This window comes from Pseudonocardia kunmingensis, assembly GCF_006716445.1.
Lineage (GTDB): Bacteria > Actinomycetota > Actinomycetes > Mycobacteriales > Pseudonocardiaceae > Pseudonocardia > Pseudonocardia kunmingensis.
The window spans coordinates 2165056-2181751 of sequence record NZ_VFPA01000001.1 but is presented as its reverse complement, the minus strand read 5'-3'; the positions used below and the strand labels follow the sequence as shown (position 1 = coordinate 2181751).

Genomic DNA, 16696 nt, shown 5'->3' with positions numbered 1-16696 from the left:
GGGAGGGGTGGCGCGCTTCCGATCGTGTGACCGGGTTCCCCCGCCGAGCCCTTGAGCCGATCATCGAACACGTGTTCGACTCTTCCGGTGGGCTGGAACAACCCGGACGTCTCGTGGAACGAGCTGGAAGCGGCGCTGTCGGGGCGCACGCGGGATGCGCCGAACCTCGCGGGCCCGCCCGACGGCGGTGACGGCCCGGCGTGGTCGCGCAAGCGGGAGCCCTACGTCGCGCCGCCGGTCGGCGAGCCCGGCGAGCGCGTGCCGTACGCCGAGCTGCACTGCCACTCCAACTTCAGCTTCCTCGACGGCGCGAGCCACCCGGAGGAGCTGGTGGAGCAGGCCGCGCGGCTCGGCCTCTCCGCGATCGCGCTCACCGACCACGACGGCATGTACGGGGTGGTCCGGTTCGCCGAGGCCGCCGCCGAGCTGGGCGTGCGCACGGCCTTCGGCACCGAGCTCTCCCTCGGGCTCACGGCCCCGCAGAACGGCGTGGCCGACCCGGAGGGCAGCCACCTGCTGCTGCTCGCCCGCGGCCCGGAGGGCTACCGCGCGCTCTGCCGCACGATCAGCACCGCGCAGCTGCGCGGGCAGGAGAAGGGCCGCCCGGTCTACGACCTCGACGAGGTGGTGGCCGACACGGCCGGCCAGGTCGTGGTGCTCACGGGCTGCCGCAAGGGCAGCGTCCAGCAGGCGCTGCGGGACGGCGGGCGCGACGCGGCGGGCAAGGCGCTGCGCGGGCTCGTCGAGCGGTTCGGGGCCGACCACGTGGCCGTCGAGCTCACCCACGCCGCCCTGCCCACCGACACCGAGCGCAACGACGTCCTGGCGGAGCTGGCCCGGGACGCCGGGCTGCCCACCGTGGCCACCACCGCGGCGCACTACGCCACGCCGCGCCGGTTCCCGCTGGCCACGGCGTTGGCAGCGGTGCGGGCGCGGCGCAGCCTCGACGAGGCCGACGGCTGGCTCCCCCCGGCGGGCACCGCCCACCTGCGCTCCGGCGCGGAGATGGCCGCGCGGTTCGACGCCCGCTACCCGGGCGCGGTGGCGCGGGCCGCGGAGATCGGAACCACCTGCGCGTTCCCGATCCGCCTCGTGGCGCCGGACCTGCCGCCGTTCCCGGTGCCGCCGGGGCACGACGAGGCGAGCTGGCTGTGGGAGCTGGTCCGGCGCGGGGTGGCCCAGCGCTACGGCAGCCACGCCGAGCACCCCGAGGCCGTCGAGACGGTCCGGCGCGAGTTCGAGATCATCAGGCAGAAGAACTTCCCCGGCTACTTCCTGATCGTCCACGACATCGTCCAGTTCTGCCGGCGGGTCGACATCCTCTGCCAGGGCCGGGGATCGGCGGCCAACTCGGCCGTCTGCTACGCGCTGGGCATCACCAACGTCGACGCGGTGGAGATGGGCCTGCTGTTCGAGCGGTTCCTGTCCCCGGCGCGCGAGGGCTACCCGGACATCGACCTGGACATCGAGTCCGGACGCCGCGAGGAGGTGATCCAGTACGTCTACGCCACGCACGGGCGCGGGTGCGCCGCCCAGGTGGCCAACGTGATCACCTACCGGCCGCGCTCGGCCGTGCGGGACATGGCGAAGGCGCTGGGCTTCTCGCCGGGCCAGCAGGACGCGTGGAGCAAGCAGATCGAGCGCTGGGGCGGCCCGGTCGCCGACGCGCCCGCCGAGATGCCCGACCAGGTGGTCGGGCTCGCCAACGAGCTGCTCGGCTTCCCGCGCCACCTCGGCATCCACTCCGGTGGCATGGTCATCTGCGACCGGCCGGTGTCGGAGGTGGTGCCCGTCGAGTGGGCGCGGATGCCCGGCCGCACCGTCGTGCAGTGGGACAAGGACGACTGCGCGTACGCCGGGCTCGTCAAGTTCGACCTGCTCGGGCTCGGCATGCTCACCGCCCTGCACCTGATGATCGACCTCGTCGCCGAGCACCACGGCAGGCGGGTCCGCCTGCACGAGCTGCAGCCCACCGACGAGGCCGTCTACGCGATGCTCGCGCGGGCCGACTCGGTCGGGGTGTTCCAGGTGGAGTCCCGTGCGCAGATGGCCACGCTGCCCCGGCTCAAGCCCCGGGTGTTCTACGACCTGGTCGTGGAGGTGGCGCTGATCCGGCCCGGCCCGATCCAGGGCGGCTCGGTGCACCCGTACGTCCGGCGGCGGAACAAGCTCGAGGAGTGGGACTACGACCACCCGCTGCTCAAGGGGGCGCTGGAGAAGACGCTCGGCGTGCCGCTGTTCCAGGAGCAGCTCATGCAGATCGCGGTGGACGTCGCCGGCTTCTCCGCCGCCGACGCCGACGAGCTGCGCCGCGCGATGGGCTCGAAGCGCTCGGAGGAGAAGATGGAGCGGCTGCGCGACCGCTTCTTCGCCGGCATGGCGGCCAACGGCATCACCGGCGAGGTGGCGGACGGGATCTTCCGCAAGATGATCGCGTTCGCCAACTTCGGCTTCCCGGAGAGCCACGCGATCAGCTTCGCCTCGCTCGTCTACTACAGCGCCTGGTTCAAGCACTACTACCCGGCCGCGTTCTGCGCGGCCCTGCTCAACTCCCAGCCGATGGGGTTCTACTCGCCGCAGTCGCTGGTGGCCGACGCGCGCCGGCACGGGGTGCTCACCCGGGGCGCCGACGTCAACCTCGGGCGCGCCGACGCCGTGCTGCAGCCCGACCCGCTCTCCGCAGGGGGGCAGGCCATCCGGCTCGGCCTGGCCGAGGTGCGCGGCATCGGCCAGGACCTGGCCGACGAGATCGACGCCGAGCGCGACCGGGCCGGCCCCTACCGCGACCTCGCCGACCTCGCCCGCCGCGTCCGGCTCACCGTCCCGCAGGCCGAGGCGCTGGCCACGGCGGGCGCGTTCGGCAGCTTCGGGATCGACCGCCGCTCGGCGCTGTGGGCGGCCGGGGTGGTGGCAGCGGTGCGGCCCGAGCAGCTGCCGGGCACGGCCGTCGGGATGGAGGCGCCCGCGCTGCCGGGGCTCACCGACGTCGAGCTCACCGCCGCCGACGTGTGGGCCACCGGCGTCTCGCCCGGCGCCCACCCGATGCAGCACCTGCGCGAGCGGCTCGAGGGCCTCGGCGCCGTCCGGATCGACGGCCTCGACGCGATCGGGCGCGCCGTCCCACCCGGCGACTCCGAGCACGCCATGCCCCGCGTGCTGGTCGGCGGGCTCGTCACCCACCGGCAGCGGCCCGCCACCGCCCGCGGCGTCACGTTCCTCAACCTGGAGGACGAGAGCGGCATGCTCAACGTCACCTGCTCGGAGGGGCTGTGGGCGCGCTACCGCACGGTGGCGATCAGCAGCTCGGCGCTGCTGGTCCGCGGGCGGCTGGAACGCAGCCCGGAGGGCGTGCTGAACCTGGTGGCCGACCGGCTGCAGAAGCTGGCCCTGACGGTGCCGGTGAAGTCGCGCGACTTCCGCTGAGCAGCTCGCACACCGACTTCTGCGCCGGCGCACCGACTGCAGTCGGTGTGGGAGCACCACAGTCGGTGTGGGAGCGGCGTTGCGGTCGCTGCGGACCCTGACGCACCGACTCCTGCGCTGACGCACCGACTCCTGCGCCGGCACACCGACTGCAGTCGGTGTGGGAGCACCACAGTTGGTGTGCGAGCCGAGGTTCAGCCGGGCAGCTCCAGCGTGCGGGCCAGTGGCACGCCGGGGCGGTAGGCCAGGTGCCGGTAGGACGGCGCGGCGAGCACGCACAGGTCGGCGCGGGCCCCGATTCCGAGGTGGCCGACGTCGGTGCGCCGCAGGGCGGCCGCGCCTCCCGCGGTCGCGGCCCACACCGCCTCGGCCGGTGTCATCCGCATCTCCCGCACCGCCAGCGCCACGCACAGCGCCATGGAGGACGAGAAGCACGTGCCGGGGTTGCAGTCGGTCGCCAGTGCCACGGTGACTCCGGCGTCGAGCAGCCTGCGGGCGTCCGGGTAGGGCTGGCGGGTGGAGAACTCGACGCCGGGCAGCAGCGTCGCGACCGTGGTGCCGGAGGCGAGCGCGTCGACGTCGGCGCCCGTCAGGTACGTGCAGTGGTCGACGCTGGCCGCGCCCAGCTCCACGGCGAGCTGCACGCCGGGTCCCGGGCCGAGCTGGTTGCCGTGCACGCGCAGCCCCAGCCCGGCGTCGCGGCCCGCGACCAGCACGGCGCGGCTCGCGTCGCCGTCGAACGCGTGCGGGGACGCGGGCTCGCAGAACACGTCCACCCACCGCGCGTGCGGGGCGCAGGCCGCGAGCATCGGCCCGGTGACCAGCGCGACGTACTCGCTCGCGCGGCCCGCGTACTCGGCCGGCACGACGTGCGCCCCGAGGAAGGTCGTCTCGGCGGTGACCTCGCCCGCGAGCCGCAGTGCCCGCTCCTCGTCGGCCGCGGTCAGCCCGTATCCGCTCTTGACCTCGACGGTCGTGGTGCCCTGCGCCCGCATCTCCGCGACCAGCTCGCGCAGGCGGGCGCGCAGCACGTCGTCACCGGCCTCCCGGGTGGCGCGGACGGTGGAGGCGATGCCGCCGCCGTCGTACGGGACGCCCGACATCCGGGCCTCGAACTCCGCGGAGCGCTCCCCGGCGAACACCAGGTGCGCGTGGCTGTCGACGAACCCCGGCAGCACGGCGCGGCCCTCGACGTCCACGCGCGCGTCCGCCGCGGGCGCGGCAGCGGCGGGACCGACCCACGCCACGGCGCCGTCCTCGACGACGAGCGCCGCGTCGGGCACCAGGCCCAGCGGGCCCTCGCCCAGCGACCCGTCGTTGGTGACGAGCTCCCCGATACCGGTGACGAGCGTGCTCACGATTCCTCCCACAGCGGTGCGACGGCCGCGGCGAGCAGTGCGCCCACGTCCCCGAGGACGTGCTGCCCGTCGCGGACGACGACGCGGCCGTCCACCACGACGGTGCGGACGTCCTCGGCGCAGGCGGCCATCACGACCTGATCGGGTGCGGCCCCGGCGGTGCGGGGCGAGTCGAGCGCGACCGCGACCAGGTCGGCCCGCCGCCCGGGGGCGATGCGGCCGGCGTCGGGCCAGCCCAGGCAGTGGTGGGCGGTGAGCGCGTCGACGAGCGCGGCGGGTGCGATGCGGCCCCGCTCGCCGGAGGCCAGCCGCTCGTGGGACTCGACGAGTCGCGCCTCGGCCAGCAGGTCGACGGCCGCGTGCTGGTCGCTGCCGACGGCCAGCGGCGACCCGGCGGCGCGCAGCGCGCGGAACGGGCCGATGCCGTCGGCGAGGTCGGCCTCGGTGCTGGGGCAGGCGCAGACGCTGGTGCGCGAGCCGCCCAGCAGGGCGATGTCGGCCTCGGACAGGTGGGTGGCGTGGACGGCGGTGGTGGCCGGACCGAGCACGCCGTGCCCGGCGAGCAGCGCGGTGGGCGTGCACCCGTAGAACGCCTCGCACGCGGCGTTCTCCCGCGGCTGCTCCGACAGGTGCACGTGCAGCGGGCGGCCCGCGGCGGCGCGCACGACGTCGGGCAGCTGGTCGGCCGGCACCGCGCGCACGGAGTGCACCGCGGCACCGACCCGGACGTGGTCGTGCTCGCCGAGACCGTCGACGCGGGCCGCCCACGCCGCGGCGTCCCCGTCACCGAACCGGGCCTGCACGTCGTCCAGCGGGGCGTGGCCGGCCGCGTCGAGCCCGCCGGCCAGGTAGCAGGTGTCGAGCAGCGTGAGCCGGACCCCGGCGTCCGCCGCGGCCCGGACCAGCGCCCGGCCCATCGCGTTCGGGTCGGCGTAGGGCGTGCCGCCCCGGCCGTGGTGCAGGTAGTGGAACTCGCCGACGCACGTGACGCCGGCCAGCGCCATCTCCGCGTACACCGCGCGGGCCAGGGCCAGGTAGGTGTCCGGGTCGAGCCGCGCGGCGACCGCGTACATCCGCTCCCGCCACGTCCAGAACGTGCCCCCGCCGTCGTGGGTGCGGCCGCGCAGCGCCCGGTGGAAGGCGTGGCTGTGGGCGTTCGCGAACCCGGGCAGCACCAGGCCGCGCAACCGCTCGTCGCCCGGGGCGGCGTCCGCCCCGATCTCGACGCCCGCGATCCGGCCGTCCGCGACGGCCACCCGGACGCGGGGCACCGCGCCGCCGTCCAGCCAGGCCCGCTCGCACCAGTACGTCACGCGAGCTCCTCCAGCACGCGCGCGAGCGCGGCGACGCCCGCGTGGCAGTCGGCCGGTTCGGCGTGCTCGTGCGGGGAGTGCGAGACGCCGGTGGGGTTGCGCACGAACAACATCGCGGTCGGGATCCCGGCGGCGGCGAGGATCCCCGCGTCGTGCCCGGCGCCGGTGGCGAGGACGGGAGCGCCTGCGAGGAGCGTGGCGAGCCGGTCCCGCAGGCCCGCGTCGAAGGCGGTGGGCGGAGTGAAGGACTCCTCGACCGGGTCGACGCCCGCGGCGGCCCCGACCGCGGCGACCACGGACCGGACGGCCGGCTCGCCCGGGCCGCGCGCGTCGAGCCACGCGGTGACCGCCGAGGGGATGGCGTTGACGCCGTTCGGCTCGACCGCGACCTTCCCGACCGTCGCGAGGATCGCGTGCTGGTGCGCTGCCGATCGCGCGGTGCGGACGGCGTCGGCGAGGCGCAGCATCGGGTCGTCGCGGTCGGCCAGGAGCGTGGTGCCGGCGTGGTCGGCGCGCCCGCGCAGGTCGAGGCGCCACCGGCCGTGCGGCCAGATCGCGCGCGCGACCCCGACCGCGGCGCTCCCGCCTGCGAGCGCCCGACCCTGCTCGACGTGCAGTTCGACGAACGCACCCACGCGGCGCAGGGTGGCCTCGTCCCGTCCGACCCGGCCGGGGTCGTGTCCCGCAGCCGCCATCGCCTCGGCCATCGTCGTGCCGTCGGCGTCGCGCAGGGCGCGGGCGCGGTCGGCGTCGAGGACCCCGGTGAGGATCCGGCTGCCCGCGCACGCCACTCCGAACCGCGCACCCTCCTCGTCGCCGAAGACCGCGATCCCCAGCGGCCGCCGCGGGCTCCATCCGCGGGCGCGTAAGGCGTCGAGCGCGGCGAGGGCGGACACCACCCCCAGCGGGCCGTCGAAGGCGCCTCCGTCGGGCACCGAGTCGAGGTGGCTGCCGACGACCAGGCCGGGTCCGTCGGCGTCGGGGTCGCCCGCCCAGGCCCACAGGTTGCCTGCGCGGTCGGTGGTGACCTCGAGCCCGCGGGCCTGCACGGCACCGGTGAACCACTCGCGCAACGTGGCGTCGGTGGCCGTCCAGGCGAACCGGCGGTAGCCCCCGCTGCGGGAGTCGCGGCCGACCGGTTCGAGGTCGGCCCACATCGCGTCGAAGGTCACCGCGCACCCGCCTCCTGCTCGACGGTCCCTGGCGGGTAGGTCATCGCCGTCGGCACGTCGGTCGTCCGCCTGGCCCAGGGGTGGTAGACCGCCGCGGTGACGACCAGGCCGACGACCCACGAGATGTCGGCGCCGCCGCTCATCCCTCGCCACCCTCGGCCATCGGCACCCGCAGGCCGTGGACCTGCGCGGTCTCGGCCGCGGTCTCGTACCCGGCGTCGACGTGGCGCAGGACGCCCGTCGCCGGGTCGTTCGTCAGCACCCGCTCGATCTTCGCGGCGGCCAGCTCGGTGCCGTCGGCCACCGTGACCTGACCGGCGTGGATCGAGCGCCCCATCCCGACGCCGCCGCCCTGGTGGATCGACACCCAGCTCGCCCCTGACGATGTGCTGACCAGCGCGTTCAGCAGCGGCCAGTCGGCGATGGCGTCCGAGCCGTCGGCCATGCCCTCGGTCTCGCGGTAGGGCGAGGCGACCGAGCCGGTGTCGAGGTGGTCGCGGCCGATCACGATCGGCGCGCGGATCTCCCCCGACGCGACGAGCTCGTTGAACCGCAGCCCGGCCTTGTCGCGCTCGCCCTGCCCGAGCCAGCAGATCCGCGCCGGCAGGCCCTGGAACGCCACGCGCTCGCGGGCGGCGCGGATCCAGCGGTGCAGCCGGTCGTGCTCGGGGAAGAGTTCGAGCACGGCGTCGTCGGTGACGGCGATGTCGGCCGGGTCGCCCGACAGCGCCGCCCACCGGAACGGGCCCTTGCCCTCGCAGAACAGCGGCCGGATGTAGGCGGGCACGAAGCCGGGGTAGGCGAACGCGCGGTCGTAGCCGCCCTGGCGGGCCTCGTCGCGCAGGGAGTTGCCGTAGTCGAACACCTCGGCGCCCGCGTCGAGGAACCCGACCATCGCCTCGACGTGGCGGGCCATCGACTCCCGTGCCCGGTCGGTGAACTCGTCGGGCTTCTTCGCGGCGTAGTCGTCCCAGTCGTCGAGGTCGACGCCGTCGGGCAGGTAGGACAGCGGGTCGTGGGCGGCCGTCTGGTCGGTGACGATGTCGACCTCGACGCCCCGGCGCAGCAGTTCCGGCAGCACCCGCGCGCAGTTGCCGACCAGCCCGATCGACAGCGCCCGCCGCTCGCCCTTCGCCGCCGTGCAGCGGGCGACGGCGTCGTCGAGGTCGGTGGCCAGCTCGTCGAGGTAGCGGTGCTCGACGCGGCGGCGCAGGCGGGCCGCGTCGACGTCGACCACCAGGCAGACGCCGCCGTTGAGGGTGACCGCGAGGGGCTGTGCGCCGCCCATGCCGCCGCAGCCCCCCGTGACGGTGAGCGTGCCGGCGAGGGTGCCCCCGAACCGCTTCTCGGCGACGGCCGCGAACGTCTCGTAGGTGCCCTGCAGGATGCCCTGGGTGCCGATGTAGATCCAGGAGCCCGCGGTCATCTGGCCGTACATCGTCAGGCCGAGCTTCTCGAGCCGCCGGAACTCCGGCCAGGTGGCCCAGTCGCCCACCAGGTTGGAGTTGGCGATCAGCACCCGCGGCGCCCACTCGTGCGTGCGCAGCACCCCGACCGGCCGTCCGGACTGCACGAGCATCGTCTCGTCGTCGGCGAGCGTGGTGAGCGTGGCGACCATCGCGTCGAACGAGCGCCAGTCACGGGCCGCGCGCCCGGTGCCGCCGTAGACGACGAGGTCGTCGGGCCGCTCGGCGACCTCGGGGTCGAGGTTGTTGCAGAGCATCCGCAGCGGGGCCTCGGTCTGCCAGGACCGGGCGGTCAGGGTCGTGCCGCGTGCGGCGCGGACCGGTCGGGCACCTTCCACCGGTGTTCCTCTCGTCGATGAGAACTCCCTGCACGGGACACCCGCGGGGCCCTGTTCCACTACGGCCGCGGCCACAGGGGCTCCGGGATGCCGGACAGTCGTAGTGTCCCCGCCGGAACCCGTCCGGCGAAGGCCCTCGCGGCGGACGGGGGCGAACTCGACCATGGACCGGCTGACGTGGGTACCGAATCCCGTTGACAGCGGCCGGGATGGCAACAAGCGCTGTTCCATCGGGTTCGCGCTGAGTGCCCTCTCGCGCGCGACCGGGGTGCGTGCGCGCCGCGACGGGTGGGCGCGCAGGACTATCCCTGCATGATCATTTTTGCTAGAATCCGCGCAAGTGACTTATCGGGGGGAGTGTCGCATGGGTCCAGCTGAACCACCAAGCGAATCCTCCTCGGAGAATCCCGACCCCGGCATGCCGTCCACTCCGGGATGCGCCGACGGAGGGCCCGACCACCCGGATCCTGGCGCGGACACCACGGCGGCTCCGGAATCGCGACCCACGCGCTCGTCGGCCCGCTCGACGGCGGTCGTGGCGATCGTGAGCGCGGCGATTGGAGCCCTGGGCGCCGGGGTGCCCACGCTGGTGGTCTCGCACAACCAGATCGTGGCTGCCGAGGACGCGGCCAGGCAAAGTCTCGCGCGCGAGCAACGCCACGAAGCCTACACGAAGTTGAAGGATGCGGTCGTGACTCTCCAGGCGCATGAGCAGAAATGCGTGGATGTGGTGGCCGAAAGCAAAGGGTTTGCGTGGGTGCCGGCGACCGTGCAGGAAATCGAAGAGATCCACGACGATATCCGAGAGGCGTATGACGAGGTTCGAGAAGCTGCAGATCACGTGAACTCGTCCGTCGCCGCACCTGACGAGGTGGTGCGACTCGCTGAGGAGCTGGTGAGAAGGCAGTCCGAGACCGTGCAGATCATGCTCCGTACGTCGAGTGAATCCTATGCCCGACAGGATTCGTCATTGGATCCGGTGCGTACCCGCATGAGGAGCAGCTACGAAGCGTACGAGCGGTTTTCGCGGGCTGTCGGGATGGAACTGAGATCCGGGTGATCTGTGTCCGGTCGTCCTCCGGGATCAGCAGGAAGCGTGCGGGTGAACCGTCCCTCAGCTGGCCGGGTGTGCATCACGTCCGGCGCCGTCGAACGACGGCGGACGGGGTGGCAGGGTGCACTCGTGGACCAGGAGGACGATGGTGAGTACGCCGATCTCGACCTGTCGGACGTGCGGGCGGGCGACGAGCCGTGGCGGCGGCGCCGGTTCGTGCGCTGCAGCTTCGAGGACGCGGACCTGCGCGGGCTGGTCACCGAGTCGTGCACGTTCGACGAGTGCGACTTCACCGGCGCCGACCTCGGCGACTCGCAGCACCGCGGCAGCGCGTTGCGCTCCTGCCGGATCGTGCGGGCCACGCTGGTGGGCACGGCGTTCCGGGGCTGCTCGCTGCTGGGCACCGCGCTGATCGACTGCCGCCTGCGGCCGATCACGTTCACGGACTGCGACCTGACCCTCGCCGCGCTCGGCCGCGCCGACCTGCGGGAGACGGACCTGTCCGGGCTGCGGCTGCGCGAGGCGAACCTCGTGGAGGCCGATCTGCGGGGCGCCGACCTGCAGGGCGCCGACCTCACCGGCGCCCGCCTGCTGCACGCGCGGCTGGAGGGCGCGGACCTGCGGGGCGCCCGGCTCGGGGCGGACGCGATGGTGCAGGCCGGCCTGGCCGGCGCCACCGTGGACGTGGAGCAGGCGATCGCCTTCGCCGCGGCCCACGGGCTGCGCGTCGCCTGACACACCGACTGCTGCGCTCCTACACCGACTGCAGTCGGTGTGCGAGCGCCACGATCGGTGTGCGAGCTCGTGTGTGCGTCGCGCGACGGCGCACCGGGGCTCGACGGCGTCCGGCGAACTGGGAGGATGGAGCCGTGACGGCGACGGTGATGGACGGCAAGGCCACGCTGCAGGAGATCCTGGGCGAGCTGGCGGGACGGGTCGAGAAGCTGCAGGCCGCGGGCGTCGCGCCGGGGCTGGGCACGCTGCTCGTCGGCGACGACCCGGGCTCGCACTCCTACGTGCGCGGCAAGCACCGCGACTGCGCCAAGGTCGGGATCACCTCGATCCAGCGGGAGCTGCCGGCCGACGCCACCCAGTCCGATGTCGAGCGGGCGATCGACGAGCTGAACACCGACCCCGCCTGCACCGGTTTCATCGTGCAGCTCCCGCTGCCGAAGGGCCTCGACGCCGGCGCGGCGCTCGAGCGGATCGACCCGATGAAGGACGCCGACAGGCTCGCCCCGGTGAGCCTCGGGCGGCTGGTGCTCGGCGAGCCGGGCCCGCTGCCGTGCACGCCGCGCGGCATCGTCGAGCTGTGCCGCCGCTACGGCGTGGACCTGAACGGCGCACGCGTCACCGTGGTGGGCCGCGGGGTGACCGTGGGCCGGCCGCTCGGGCTGCTGCTCACCCGCCGCTCGGAGAACGCCACCGTGACGCTCTGCCACACCGGCACCAAGGACCTCGCCGCCGAGGTGCGCCGTGCCGACGTGGTGGTCGCCGCGGCCGGCGTGCAGGGGCTGATCACCGCCGACATGGTGGCGCCGGGCGCCGCGGTGCTCGACGTCGGTGTCACGCGCACCGACGCCGGCCTGGTCGGCGACGTCGCGCCCGAGGTGGCGGAGGTGGCCGGGCTGCTGGCGCCGATGCCGGGCGGGGTCGGGCCGATGACGCGGGCGATGCTGCTCACCAACGTGGTGGAGGCCGCCGAGCGGGCTGTCGGGGGATGACCGTGACCGACCTCCGCTCGCGGCTACCGGTGCACGCGCCGCTGACGTTCGTGCTGCTCATCGCGAGCGCGGGGATGGTCAGGACCCTCACCCAGCACTGGCGCGAGGGGGCGGTGCTGCTCGGCGGCGCGCTGATCGTCGCCGCGGTGCTGCGGGTGCTGCTGCCCACCGACCGGGTCGGCCTGCTCGCGATCCGCAGCCGACCCGTCGACGTGCTCTGCTACGGCGGTCTGGGCGTCGTGATCTCGGTGCTGGCGATGACGATCACCGCGAGCCTGCTGAACGGCGGCTGACGCAGGCATGATCGGGCCATGACCCACCGATCGACCGACCGCTCGGAACGGATCGTGGCCACCCTCGCCGACGCCTTCTCCGACCTGATGGCGGCCAACCCGGCCGCCTTCCGGACGAAGTTCCGCAAGATGGCGGCCGATCCGTTCGCCTTCTACCGCGGCAGCGCGTGCCTGTTCTACGCCGACGTCGCGGCCCGCGACGACCCGTGGGCGGACGAGCGGACGAGCCGGGTCTGGATCCAGGGCGACCTGCACGCGGAGAACTTCGGCACGTACATGGACGGCGACGGCGTGCTGATCTTCGACGTCAACGACTTCGACGAGGCCTACATCGGGCACTTCACCTGGGACGTCACCCGGTTCGCCGCGAGCATGGCCCTGCTGGGCTGGCGCAAGGCGATCTCCGACGATGACATCACGATGCTCGTGCAGCACTACGTGCGGTCCTACCTGGACCAGGTGCGCACGTTCGTCGACCAGGCCGATGACCGCAGCTTCTCGTTGCGCCTGAACACCACCGAGGGCGCCGTCCACCAGGTGCTGCAGCTGGCGAAGCTGCGCACGCGGGTGGGGCTGCTGGACGGCATCACGGAGGCGGAGGGCTTCGACCGGGTGCTGCGCGAGGTGCCGGGCCTGCGCCGCCTCGGCGACGACGAGCGCGCGGCGGTGACGGACGCGTTCGAGCGCTACCTGGAGTCGATCCCACCGGCGAAGCGGCAGCGCGGGGTGACCTACACCGTGAAGGACGTGGCGGGCCGCTCCGGCTTCGGGATCGGCAGCGCCGGCCTCCCGGCGTACACCGTGCTGATCGAGGGCTACAACCAGGCGCTGGACAACGACGTGGTGCTGTCGATGAAGCAGGGCAACGTCGCGGCGCCCTCGCGGGTGGTCACCGACCCGGCCGTCGCGGGCGCGTTCCGCCACCACGGGCACCGCACCGCGGTCTCGCAGCGGGCGCTGCAGGCGCACGCCGACCCGCTGCTGGGCTGGACCGATCTGGACGGTGTCGGGTTCGTCGTCAGCGAGGTCTCGCCCTACGAGGCGGACCTGGACTGGTCGGAGCTCACCGAGCCCTCCGAGATCGCGCCGGTGGTGGACTCGCTGGGCCGCGCGACCGCCAAGGTGCACTGCGTCGCCGACTCCGACGCCGACGACTCGCTGGTCCCGTTCCAGACCGAGGACGCGATCATGCAGGTCGTGGCGGGGCGGGAGGAGGAGTTCGTGGCGTGGGTGGTCGAGTTCGCCCACGACTACGCCGCGCAGGTCCGCACCGACCACGCGCTGTTCGTCGACGCGTTCCGCGGCGGCCGGATGCCGGGAGTCGCCGCGTCCGGCGGGTAGGTCACAGGGCGAACGGCGGGGCGATGTCGTCGAACATCGGAAAGTGCTTGACGTTGAGGGTGGCCAGCTCGTAGCCGTGCACGTCCGCGGACGCGGCGACCAGGTAGTCGGCGGTGCCGATCGCGGCGTGGGAACGGCGGTAGGTCCGGCGCAGCTCGCCTGCGCGCCACGCCACAACGGGGTCGACCGGCACCGGCTGGAGGGAGCCGAGCAGCCGGACGACCTCGCGGCGCTCGCCGGTCCGCATGCCGCCCGCGATCTCGGCGATCGACACCACGCTCACGGCCAGCGGGCCGGCGCGCCGACGGGCGTCGAGGAGCCAGTTGCGCGCCGCCTCGATCCCGCGGAGGTGCGCGATCAGGACGTCCGAGTCGACGAGGATCACGAGTGGGCGATCCGCTCCAGGTGAGCGCCGCGGGCACCGTCGCCGCGATCGAGCTCGATCTCCATGTCGGCGAGCAGGCCGAACGAGGCGTCGATCGCGGCGACGTCGGCGCCGAGCCGGTCCGCCTCGCTGTCGAGGAGCCGGTCGAGCAGCCGGCGGATCAGCTCCGCGCGCGACACCCCCTCCGCCTGCGCGCGCCGGTCGAGCTGGGTGATCTGCTCGTCCGTGAGGTAGATGTTCGTGCGGTGCATACACCGCACCATACACCGTCAGCCGGCGTAGAGCGTCCGTACGAGGTCCTCGATCGACGGCTCGACGACCGTCACGTCCCGCAGCTCCACCCGTGCCGCGACGGCCGCGATCAGCGTTGCCGCGGTGGTGTCGGCGGGCGCGAACGCCAGCCGCTGGCGCATGCCGTCGGCCTCCACCCGGACCGCGCGCACCCCGGGCAGGTCGTCGAGCGGCGCGGCGGGCGCGGTCAGCTCGACCACCACTTCGCGGGCACCCCCGGAGCGGGCCCGCAGGGCGTCGATGGCGTCGTCGGCCACGACCCGTCCGTGGTCGATCACGACGACGCGCCGGCAGAGCCGCTCGACGTCGGGCAGGTCGTGCGTGGTGAGCAGGATCGTCATGCCGTCGACGAGGTTGACCTCCTGCAGGAACGCCCGCAGCCGCTCCTTGCTCACCAGGTCGAGCCCGACGGTCGGCTCGTCGAGCACCAGCAGCGTCGGCGCGTGCAGCAGCGCCGCCGTCACCTCCCCGCGCATGCGCTGGCCCAGTGACAGCTGCCGGACGGGCGTGTCGAGGAACGGGCCGAGCTCGAGCACGTCGGTGCAGCGCTCCAGGCGGGTGCGGTGCTCGGCGGCCCCGACCCGGTGGATCGCCCCGAGCAGCGCGAAGCTCTCGCGCAGCGGGAGGTCCCACCACAGCTGGCTGCGCTGCCCGAACACCACGCCGATCTGGTGGGCCAGCGCCCGGCGCTGCCGGTTGGGGTCCAGCCCGCACACGCGCAGCCGCCCTGCGGTCGGCACGAGGATGCCGGTGAGCATCTTGATCGTCGTGGACTTGCCCGCACCGTTGGGGCCGAGGAAGCCCACGGCCTCGCCGGGGGCGATGCGCAGGTCGACGTCCTCGACGGCGACGAGGCGCCGCCGGGCGCGCCCGCGCCCCACCGTGAACTCCCGGCGCAGCGCCCCGGCCTCGACGATCGCACTCATGATCCGGCTCCCTGGTAGTGGCGGACGGCGGCGCGCCAGACGAGCGCCGCCGTGGCGACGGCGGCGACGGCGACGAGCGGGGCGGCGTAGCGCAGGGCGTGCGGCAGGCCCAGCGGGTCGGGTCGGTCCAGCAGCGCGAGCGCGGGGAAGTAGGCGACGAACGCGGACGGCACGGCATAGCAGAGCGTGCGCCGCAACCAGGGTCCGAAGACCGTGATCGGGTAGGAGGTGGTGAGCTGCGAGCCGTAGGTGAACGCGTTGGCCACCTCGCGGCCCTCGATCACCCAGAACGACACCGAGCAGGTGGCCACCCAGACCGAACCCGTGATCGCCGCGCCGAGCATCGGCGTGGCGAGGACGAGCAGCGCGTTCAGCGGTGTCGGCTCCACCCCGCCCCGGGCGAGCACCACGGCGAGCACGACCACGCCGACGGCCACCCGGCCGAGCCGGCGCAGCTGCAGGTCGCTCGTGACGAGTTGGGGGAGCACCCCGAGCGGGCGCGCGAGCAGCACGTCCAGCTCGCCGGTGCGGATCCAGCGAGGCAGGTCGTCGAGCTGGCCGACGGCGAGGTCGGCGAACCCGAACGAGATGCCGGCGAGCGCGTAGACCAGCAGCACCTCGTCGCGCGTGAAGCCGCCGAGCGTGTCGACCTGCGCGAACACGGTGACGATCACGACCAGCTCGCTGGCCGCGGCGAGCACCTGTCCGAGGAGATCGAGGACGAAGGAGCCCCGGTAGGCGAGCTGGCTGCGCACCCGCGAGCCCAGGATCTGCAGGTAGACGCGGCCGGTCACCGGCTGCTCAGCCACCCTGCACCACCAGCTTGCGGGTGGCGCGCGCGAGGACGAGCTGCCCCGCGGCCAGCGTCACGACGACCCAGAGCACCTGGTGCGCCAGCAGCGCCGCCGGGGAGCCCCGCTCGCCGAACACGTCGATCGGCGTCTGCATCACGGCCGGGAACGGCGTGGCGTAGAGCGCGGTGCGCAGGGCGTCGGGGAAGAAGGCCAGCGGGACGGTCAGCCCGCAGGCCAGGCCCGACACCGACATGTAGACGCCGGCGACGCCGCGGTTGTCGAGCAGCCAGAAGCTCGTGAGGTCGAGCAGGAATCGCAGCGCGAAGCTGATCACCACGGCCAGTGCCGTCGACACCGCGAACAGCGCCACCGTCCACGGGCTCTCCGGCCAGCGGAACGGCAGCACGAGCGCGCCGAACGCCACCGGCGGCGCGAGCCGGACCAGCACGGCGTGCCCCGCCCGCCCGAGGTCCTGGGCGAGGAGCGCGACCTGCAGGTTCCACGGCCGGGCGAGGTCGATCGCGATGTCGCCCGTCCGGACCCGGTGGGCGAGCTCGCGGTCCGGCCAGAGCAGGACGACCGCGAGCAGCCCCTGGCCCAGCCAGACGAACGTGCCCGTGTCGGCGGCGTCGTAGCCCGCGGCGCTGCCGGTCGGGCCGACGACGGCGAGCAGCACGGCGACCCGCAACAGCCCGAACACGGTGTTGGTGAACAGACCCGCGAGGCTGGCGGCGAGGTAGGTGGAGTGACGTCGGAAACCTGCCCCGACCAGGCGGAGGTAGGGCCTGAGCACGTCGATCGACACTACGGGCGCCCGC

16 protein-coding genes are annotated in these 16696 nt (G+C 74.0%); 6 read left to right on the top strand and 10 right to left on the bottom strand.

Features of this window, described 5'->3' with window-relative positions; genetic code table 11:
* Positions 1 to 87: 87 nt before the first annotated feature.
* Positions 88 to 3423, top strand: coding sequence for an error-prone DNA polymerase (locus FB558_RS10365; RefSeq protein ID WP_142050948.1), 3336 nt, complete (start codon positions 88 to 90; stop codon positions 3421 to 3423).
* A 194-nt stretch (positions 3424 to 3617) separates the two neighbouring features.
* Here FB558_RS10365 and hutI read toward each other — a convergent pair whose 3' ends face one another.
* From hutI to FB558_RS10345, 5 genes are read right to left on the bottom strand one after another with little or no spacing between them, the layout of a single operon-like run.
* Complete coding sequence (gene hutI, locus FB558_RS10360) at positions 3618 to 4784, bottom strand: imidazolonepropionase (RefSeq protein WP_170231337.1); 1167 nt, start codon at positions 4782 to 4784, stop codon at positions 3618 to 3620.
* A complete protein-coding gene (locus FB558_RS10355) occupies positions 4778 to 6094 on the bottom strand; it encodes a formimidoylglutamate deiminase (protein WP_142050942.1) in 1317 nt (438 codons plus the stop codon). Before FB558_RS10355 ends, hutI begins: the two co-directional genes overlap by 7 nt.
* Entirely contained in the window at positions 6091 to 7251 is a 1161-nt protein-coding gene (locus FB558_RS10350) for an allantoate amidohydrolase (RefSeq protein ID WP_142053971.1), read from the bottom strand. The genes FB558_RS10355 and FB558_RS10350 overlap by 4 nt, the downstream gene beginning before the upstream one ends.
* Before the next feature lie 11 nt (positions 7252 to 7262).
* Positions 7263 to 7409: a hypothetical protein gene (locus tag FB558_RS43195; protein WP_170231118.1), complete on the bottom strand. Its 147-nt coding sequence runs from the start codon at positions 7407 to 7409 to the stop codon at positions 7263 to 7265.
* Complete coding sequence (locus FB558_RS10345) at positions 7406 to 9070, bottom strand: urocanate hydratase (RefSeq protein ID WP_142050939.1); 1665 nt, start codon at positions 9068 to 9070, stop codon at positions 7406 to 7408. The genes FB558_RS43195 and FB558_RS10345 overlap by 4 nt, the downstream gene beginning before the upstream one ends.
* 535 nt (positions 9071 to 9605) lie before the next feature.
* Here FB558_RS10345 and FB558_RS10340 point away from each other — a divergent pair.
* From FB558_RS10340 to FB558_RS10320, 5 genes are all read left to right on the top strand, one after another.
* Positions 9606 to 10130, top strand: a complete 525-nt coding sequence (locus tag FB558_RS10340) for a hypothetical protein (protein WP_142050936.1) — start codon at positions 9606 to 9608, stop codon at positions 10128 to 10130.
* A 123-nt stretch (positions 10131 to 10253) separates the two neighbouring features.
* Positions 10254 to 10859 (top strand): pentapeptide repeat-containing protein, encoded by a 606-nt coding sequence (locus FB558_RS10335; protein WP_142050933.1) that lies wholly within the window; start codon positions 10254 to 10256, stop codon positions 10857 to 10859.
* 134 nt (positions 10860 to 10993) lie between these two features.
* Positions 10994 to 11848, top strand: coding sequence for a bifunctional methylenetetrahydrofolate dehydrogenase/methenyltetrahydrofolate cyclohydrolase (locus FB558_RS10330; RefSeq protein ID WP_142050930.1), 855 nt, complete (start codon positions 10994 to 10996; stop codon positions 11846 to 11848).
* 2 nt (positions 11849 to 11850) lie between these two features.
* Positions 11851 to 12141 carry a DUF3017 domain-containing protein gene (locus FB558_RS10325; protein ID WP_246106355.1) on the top strand — a complete coding sequence of 97 codons (291 nt, stop codon included), beginning with the start codon at positions 11851 to 11853 and terminating at the stop codon, positions 12139 to 12141.
* Between the two features lie 18 nt (positions 12142 to 12159).
* Positions 12160 to 13482 carry a DUF2252 domain-containing protein gene (locus FB558_RS10320; protein WP_142050924.1) on the top strand — a complete coding sequence of 441 codons (1323 nt, stop codon included), beginning with the start codon at positions 12160 to 12162 and terminating at the stop codon, positions 13480 to 13482.
* Position 13483: 1 nt separating this feature from the next.
* Here FB558_RS10320 and FB558_RS10315 read toward each other — a convergent pair whose 3' ends face one another.
* The 5 genes from FB558_RS10315 to FB558_RS10295 are packed head-to-tail and all read right to left on the bottom strand — an operon-like array spanning position 13484 to position 16671.
* The gene (locus FB558_RS10315) at positions 13484 to 13867 is read right to left on the bottom strand and encodes a type II toxin-antitoxin system VapC family toxin (protein WP_142050921.1); all 384 of its coding nucleotides are present in this window, start codon (positions 13865 to 13867) and stop codon (positions 13484 to 13486) included.
* Positions 13864 to 14118, bottom strand: a complete 255-nt coding sequence (locus tag FB558_RS10310) for a ribbon-helix-helix domain-containing protein (RefSeq protein ID WP_142050918.1) — start codon at positions 14116 to 14118, stop codon at positions 13864 to 13866. The genes FB558_RS10315 and FB558_RS10310 overlap by 4 nt, the downstream gene beginning before the upstream one ends.
* Before the next feature lie 18 nt (positions 14119 to 14136).
* Entirely contained in the window at positions 14137 to 15084 is a 948-nt protein-coding gene (locus FB558_RS10305; protein WP_142050916.1) for an ABC transporter ATP-binding protein, read from the bottom strand.
* Positions 15081 to 15893: an ABC transporter permease gene (locus FB558_RS10300; RefSeq protein WP_246106354.1), complete on the bottom strand. Its 813-nt coding sequence runs from the start codon at positions 15891 to 15893 to the stop codon at positions 15081 to 15083. The genes FB558_RS10305 and FB558_RS10300 overlap by 4 nt, the downstream gene beginning before the upstream one ends.
* Positions 15886 to 16671: an ABC transporter permease gene (locus FB558_RS10295; protein WP_142050913.1), complete on the bottom strand. Its 786-nt coding sequence runs from the start codon at positions 16669 to 16671 to the stop codon at positions 15886 to 15888. The genes FB558_RS10300 and FB558_RS10295 overlap by 8 nt, the downstream gene beginning before the upstream one ends.
* Positions 16672 to 16696: the final 25 nt, after the last annotated feature.